Genomic DNA, 6304 nt, shown 5'->3' with positions numbered 1-6304 from the left:
ATGTACGGCCATGAATACATGGAATATTGGCGCAAGTGATCTTGCCCGTATCGGAATCAACCACCCCCGCGATGGAAATCGATATTAAGCTTCTGGGGTCAGCGCCTCCATCCGCCGCGATCTTTTCGATGGCCGACGCGAACGCATCAAAATCGTTCAGCGGCGTCGGGATTTTCGGTAGCGGCCTTATATCTTCAGGCGAGTAGGCGATTGCGCCCTTGATGGCAGAACCGCCAATGTCAAAGCAGGCTATCATGGGATGTTATTTCCGGAATCAATCATAGATGTTTGATAGCGGAATTTGACAGCCGGACAAAGCTAATCGCGGTTACGCCGTGCTGCGCGTTCTTCGCGCGACCTCCGACGTGGAGTTGCATCGCCAGCGATGCCATCCTCGCTGACATTCTTGCGTGGAGGCAGCGTTACGGCCTGCGACAGTTTTGGGAACGGGTCAATCTTGTTCGGCATTGCCATGGCATTCACGAAGAGTTGCTGGAAATTCGGCTCCAGTGCAGTCTCTATCTTTTCGATGCTGGCAACTTCTATTTCTATCTCGCGACGATGGTTGCGGTTGAGCAATGCCATCAGCGCGCCCGTACCCGCCGCATTGCCCACAGCCTTCACCTCGGACAACTCGCAGTCGGGAATGAGGCCGAGTACCATGGCATATTTAGGATCGATGAAAGAGCCGAAGGCTCCGGCAAAACGAATCGTGTCCACCGTCTCGACGCCCTGCTTTTCCATCAGAAGCTTTACGCCGGCATAAAGGGCCGCCTTGGCGAGTTGTATGGCACGGATATCGTTCTGAGTAACGGTAATGCGCGGTTCGCCGTCACGCAGGAGGTAGGAGAAGGTTCGGCCATTAGCGATAATGCGCGGGCTGCGCTCGGCCATCGTGCCATCAACGACACCGTCTTCTGAAATGACGCCGGCAAGATACATTTCCGCGACCACCTCGATAATCGCCGAGCCACAGATGCCGGTGACCCCAGTCGTCTTGGCGGCTTCGTCGAAACCTTCCTCGTCGGACCACTTGTCAACGCCAATGACACGGAACTTCGGTTCGAGGGTCTGCGGGTCGATGCGAACGCGCTCGATCGCGCCCGGGGCAGCGCGTTGTCCTGACGAAATTTCGGCGCCTTCAAAGGCTGGGCCGGTAGGCGAGGATGCGGCGACCACTCGGGTGCTATTGCCGAGCACAATCTCGGCGTTGGTGCCGACGTCAACGAGCAGCATCATTTTGTCCTGCCGGTAGGGCCCTTCCGATAGCGTGGCACCCGCTGCATCGGCACCGACATGGCCGGCTATGCAGGGCAGCATATAGAGGCGCGCTCCGAGGGCGACCTCGATGTCGATCTCCTGCGCCCAATACTGTAGCGGYCCAGAGACGGCAAGCGCGAATGGTGCTTGGCCAAGCTCAGTCGGATCGATACCCAGGAACAGGTGATGCATGATCGGATTGCCGACGAAGACACAGTCGAAGATATCGTGCCGGTCGACGTTGCCTTCCGCACAGACCTTGCCGATCAGCTTGTTGACCGCCTCGCGGACGGCCTTGGTCATTGCCTCGCGCCCGTCAGGATTCATCATCACATAGGAGACGCGACTCATCAGGTCTTCGCCAAAGCGGATTTGCGGGTTCGACGTGCCAGAGGAGGCGACGATACGGCCAGATAGCAGCGAGACCAGATGCATGGCGATGGTCGTCGAGCCAATGTCGCAGGCTATGCCGTAGGCTTCGTTCTTCAGGCCTGGATATAAGCCGATGATAAAGGGGCGCGAGGAATCCATGTCACGGTGAATGGCGGCAGTCACGCCCCAGTTGCCCTTGCGCAAAATGCCTTGAACCTGAGGGATCAGGTGCGGGGCAATGAGCAGGTCCTTCCAGCCCCAGTCTTTTTCCAGCACGGCTTTCAGGCGGTCGAGATCGCCCAGAGGTTTGTGCATATCGGGTTCCTCGACCTCGACATAGCAAAGCTGCACGGCCGCATTGCGCTCGATAACGCGGTCGGTGGCGGCTTTGCGGACCACCTGCGCGTTGACCTGGACATCTTGGGGTACATCAACGACGAGATCGCCCTGTATCGTGGCGGAACAGGAGAGACGGCGCCCTTCGGGCAGGCCGCGCACCCGGTCATAACGATCCTCCTTCGGACCTCGGGGGGAAATGTGGTCGAGCGAGGAGACGATCTTGTGCTTGGCAAAACTGCCTTCCTGCACTTCCACCTGGCAGCGTCCACAGGTTGCGCGGCCGCCGCAGACGCTCTCAACGTACACGCCAAGGGTGCGTGCGGCCTCCAAAATGGGTGTACCAACGGCGAAACGTCCGCGCTTACCCGATGGCATGAAGAGAACGAGCGCTTCCTTTGCCGACGCCTCTGGTGCTTTGACGGGTGCGTTCACGATCGATACTCCAAAACTTTCAGGCGAGGGGCAGTTTAGTTGCCTCCCGCCTTTCTATGCTGGTCAGTTTGCGTAACGCAAACGGTCAGCCTGCGGCGCCGCGCCGCGCCTCGCGTCCGCCACGACGGCGCCCGCCGCCAGCCGAATCTGCAGGGACGGATACCGATGCAGCTGCGCCAGGGGCAGCCGGCTGGTGATCGCGATATTTCTTGATCCAGTAGGTGCAATTGGCATCCGTACCGTTGAGAACATTCGCGGCGTGAACGGCCTCCATTTCCTGCGGACGGCAAGGATTCATGATTGCCGACGTCATGCCCGCACCAATCACCATGGGAATGAACCCGGCATTGATGCCGTGGCGGTGGGGGAGGCCGAACGAAATGTTCGACAGGCCGCAGGTGGTGTTAACCTTCAATTCTTCGCGCAGGCGGCGCAGCAGAGCGAAAACCTGACGACCGGCATCGCCAAGCGCACCGATCGGCATGACCAGGGGATCGACCACGATGTCATGGGCCGGAATGCCGAAATCGGCTGCGCGCTGTACGATCTTCTTGGCAACGGCGAAACGAACGTCCGGATCCATGGAAATGCCGGTCTCGTCGTTGGAAATCGCAACGACTGGAACATTGTACTTTTTAATGAGCGGGAGAATGGCCTCGAGCTTCTCCTCTTCACCCGTCACGGAATTGACCAGCGGACGGCCCTTGGCGACTTTCAATGCCGCCTCGATGGCAGCGCTTACCGAACTGTCGATCGACAAGGGGACATCGACCAGATTCTGAACAATTTCAAGCGTTTGAACAAGAAGGCCCGGCTCTGTTGCGTTGGGATCCACCGCAGTGACACCCGCGTTGACGTCCAGCATGGTTGCGCCCGCAGCGACCTGCTCCAAAGCATCCTTGATGACTGTATCGAAATTGCCCGTGATCATTTCGGCGGCCAGTTTCTTACGACCGGTCGGATTGATCCGCTCGCCGATGACGCAGAAAGGCTGATCAAATCCAATGATTATTTCTCTGGTCGCCGAAGCAACGATCGTACGGGTCATTCAAGGATCCTTAATTCGCGACTGCGTTTGTAGAATAGTGTGCGGTATTCAAATTCCATGAGCCGCGATCGACAAGCCATTCAGACGACTTCTTCAATCCACCGAACGGGAAGATATGAATTTGCTTGATGACAGATGTCGGGTTAGCCAAAACGTGCTGCTCGATGGGGCCGACAACACCTTCCGGTGAGTGGCTTGTGGCGAGCGCTGTCAGCGACAGGGCATTCTTCTTGAGGAAGCTGATCGAATTGCCGACACCGCACATGGCTGCATATTTGATCAGTGTCGTAATCTTAGCAGGGCCAGCAACACCGAGATGCACGGGAAGGTCGACGCCATGCTGGCGCAGCGATTCCGAATAGCGGATAAAGCGGTCAGCATCGAAACCGAACTGGGTGACAACACGCAGCTTTGCACCAGTGCGTTCGCCGAAGTCCTTCTTCAAACGCAGAGCTTCAATCGCAACCGCCTCGGAAAACTCCGGGCTGCCTTCGGGATGGCCGGCAACGCCCATTTCGGTGATGCCATATTTGTCGAAGAAACCAGTCTCCAACACTTCCATCGTCGAGGAGAATTCGCCGGCCTGACGCTCTAAGCCGCCACCAATAACGAGAACGTCGGTCACGCCAGCTTCCTGCGCGGCTCGGCAGATACGGGTTTCGAGCACTGCTTTGGTCGACAGACGGCGTGAAGCGAAATGCGGGACCGGCTTATAACCAAGTTCATGAATGCGCTTTGCGGCCGCAGTCAGCGTATCGACGCTGTCCGTACCCATATCGGTGATGTAAACCCGGGTGCCTGTGGGGAACAGCCCCGGCAAATCCTGGGATTCGATAGCCTGGCGAGCCGCGACTTCAATGGATGCTGCGATCTTGGTCATTTGATCCTGCTGCGACTTCGCTTTGAATTCATGAATGCTCATGTCCACCTGCCTTTACGAGCGCCACAAGGCGTTCCCGATCATATTCATTGTCAATGCGGGCGAGGGCGCCATCCGCCTCGGTCTCCAGATCATCACTCACAGGCACCGGAGTGCCGCGGCGCCATTCCGCCAGATAGGCATCGGAGTCTTTCGCACCAATACGCATCGCACACATGTCGATGGCCTCGGTGAAACGAATCGGAAGCTCGCGCTTGGCTGCCTGGCGTCCCTTTTTGACGGTCACTTGAGCGGGAATATCCCGCCAATAAACGACAATGAGATCAGCCATGCAGTTCATCCTCCGATGGGGACCCTTTTGCCGGAAAATCAGGGGTTAAGCTTGCTATCTCACGACGCGCGCCCACTCAAATGCGACGTGCGGCATTGGTGTTTTTGCGACAAGGATTTGCTTCAGAAAGGCCAGAAGGTCATGAGATAGGAAAAGACGCTGGCGGCAACGAAGGCAAAGCCCGTGACAATGCCGATCGAGACGACACCGAGTATCAGTCCGCCCAACATCAATCTGCCGTCACGCTCGCAAAGTGCGATGCCGATAATCGCGGTCGCGAAAGCGGGCAGCCAATTGGATAGCGGCATCGGCAAAACCACTGACAGACCAAGAATGGTGGTAAACGCACCAAGCCAGCGATCACCCTGCTTGCGGCCAAACGGCCAATTGCGCGGCCGGATAAACTTCTCTAGCCATTCCAGCCACGGAACGACTTTGGCCGATATCAAACGGAACCGGTCCGGGGAAATGGTTTTCGCTCGCATGAAAGTTGGTAGCCAAACAGATTCACGCCCCATCACCATTTGAACCGAAACGAGCACAAGTGGAATACCCGTGATGACCCCGGTACCTGGCGGCAGCGGGATAAGATTCAAAATCGCAAAAAATGTGAGGAGCGCGGCAAAACTGCGATCTGTAAAGGCGTCTTCGAGTTCGTCAAAAGATACCGGGGCTGTTGCGGCAAGAGACAAATCCCTGAAGACCTGCGAGAGCGGGCGCGGGTCATTGTCTGGCGTCAAACGTACAGGGACACGGTTTGGCTTGTTCTTTTCTTCTGCGTCGATTGCGGCCATCTTCTCGTCTTTGTTCACATTTTGACGCATATGGCGCGAGGTAAGTAACATTGCAATGACGAAATACCTCAACGCTTCAGTTCGAGTATATCCATCAGCGATTCACGGACCGGCGCAGGGAACTCAATTCGAAACTCGTTGTTTCCTGTGCGGTATGCGTATCCTACCTGATCAATGTCGGGACCCGCGCTGTAGTTCCTGGGCTTTTCACCTGCAATAAAGCCAACACCAAGATAGGTGAGGCGGTTGTCGCTCTCTGTATAAAAGCGTCCCTTCGTGCRTTGTGAACCGCTCGTTTTTTCAAGCATCCAGCCTGACCCGTCGTCCGTGATACGGCATTTGAACCAGCTATAGATCACTAGCGCCGGTTCGTTGCCAAGCTTTGCCATTCGGCATTTCCATTCGCCAGTCATATCGAAATCTTCACGAAAGCCCAGGTGGGGTTTGTCGAGGATTTCCTCCAGCCATTTTACGTCGGTTACCGTGCCGCCTTTTTTTGCTTCATCGACAGCCGTGCCCAACGTCTCTTCATACTTGTCGAGCTTCGCTTGATCAGGCTTTGTGATAATCCGAGTTATCGCACCATCTGCTTGGGCGACAGTTGTCCAAGCAATAAGGATAATCGTGGCGAATCCAGCGCGAAGCATAATGAATTGATACCTGTTTCATTGGTATTCAGGCATACAGAAGAAGAAGTCGTTCATCTGATGGCGATCGGGAGAGAATCTAATCGGGAGCCGCAGCCGAGGTCAAGGCGGGAACGAGATCACCATAACCCGTCACGCGCCGCTCGTAAGCGAGGCCAAGAAAAGCTGCCGCTCGCTCGGCCTTCGCGCTCAACTTAGGAT

General features: G+C 56.5%; 6 protein-coding genes and 1 pseudogene. All 7 read right to left on the bottom strand.

Annotated features, from left to right (window positions below; all coding sequences use genetic code 11):
* A pseudogene (locus ACXJ5O_RS15925) lies at positions 1-256 on the bottom strand (ROK family protein); the annotation flags it as partial.
* 62 nt (positions 257-318) lie between these two features.
* The gene (locus tag ACXJ5O_RS15920; RefSeq protein ID WP_457300736.1) at positions 319-2346 is read right to left on the bottom strand and encodes an ASKHA domain-containing protein; all 2028 of its coding nucleotides are present in this window, start codon (positions 2344-2346) and stop codon (positions 319-321) included.
* A gap of 142 nt (positions 2347-2488) precedes the next feature.
* Complete coding sequence (locus ACXJ5O_RS15915; RefSeq protein WP_457300735.1) at positions 2489-3451, bottom strand: methyltetrahydrofolate cobalamin methyltransferase; 963 nt, start codon at positions 3449-3451, stop codon at positions 2489-2491.
* Positions 3452-3461: 10 nt separating this feature from the next.
* Positions 3462-4373: a methylenetetrahydrofolate reductase gene (locus ACXJ5O_RS15910; RefSeq protein ID WP_457300734.1), complete on the bottom strand. Its 912-nt coding sequence runs from the start codon at positions 4371-4373 to the stop codon at positions 3462-3464.
* Entirely contained in the window at positions 4360-4662 is a 303-nt protein-coding gene (locus ACXJ5O_RS15905) for a virulence factor (RefSeq protein ID WP_457300733.1), read from the bottom strand. Before ACXJ5O_RS15905 ends, ACXJ5O_RS15910 begins: the two co-directional genes overlap by 14 nt.
* Before the next feature lie 122 nt (positions 4663-4784).
* Entirely contained in the window at positions 4785-5474 is a 690-nt protein-coding gene (locus ACXJ5O_RS15900) for an exopolysaccharide biosynthesis protein (RefSeq protein ID WP_457300732.1), read from the bottom strand.
* 50 nt (positions 5475-5524) lie between these two features.
* Entirely contained in the window at positions 5525-6103 is a 579-nt protein-coding gene (locus tag ACXJ5O_RS15895) for a DUF4893 domain-containing protein (protein ID WP_457300731.1), read from the bottom strand.
* Positions 6104-6304: the final 201 nt, after the last annotated feature.

This window comes from Phyllobacterium sp. P5_D12 (assembly GCF_054049495.1).
Note: the sequence above shows the minus strand (reverse complement) of the source record. Positions and strands in the feature narration are given on the sequence as shown.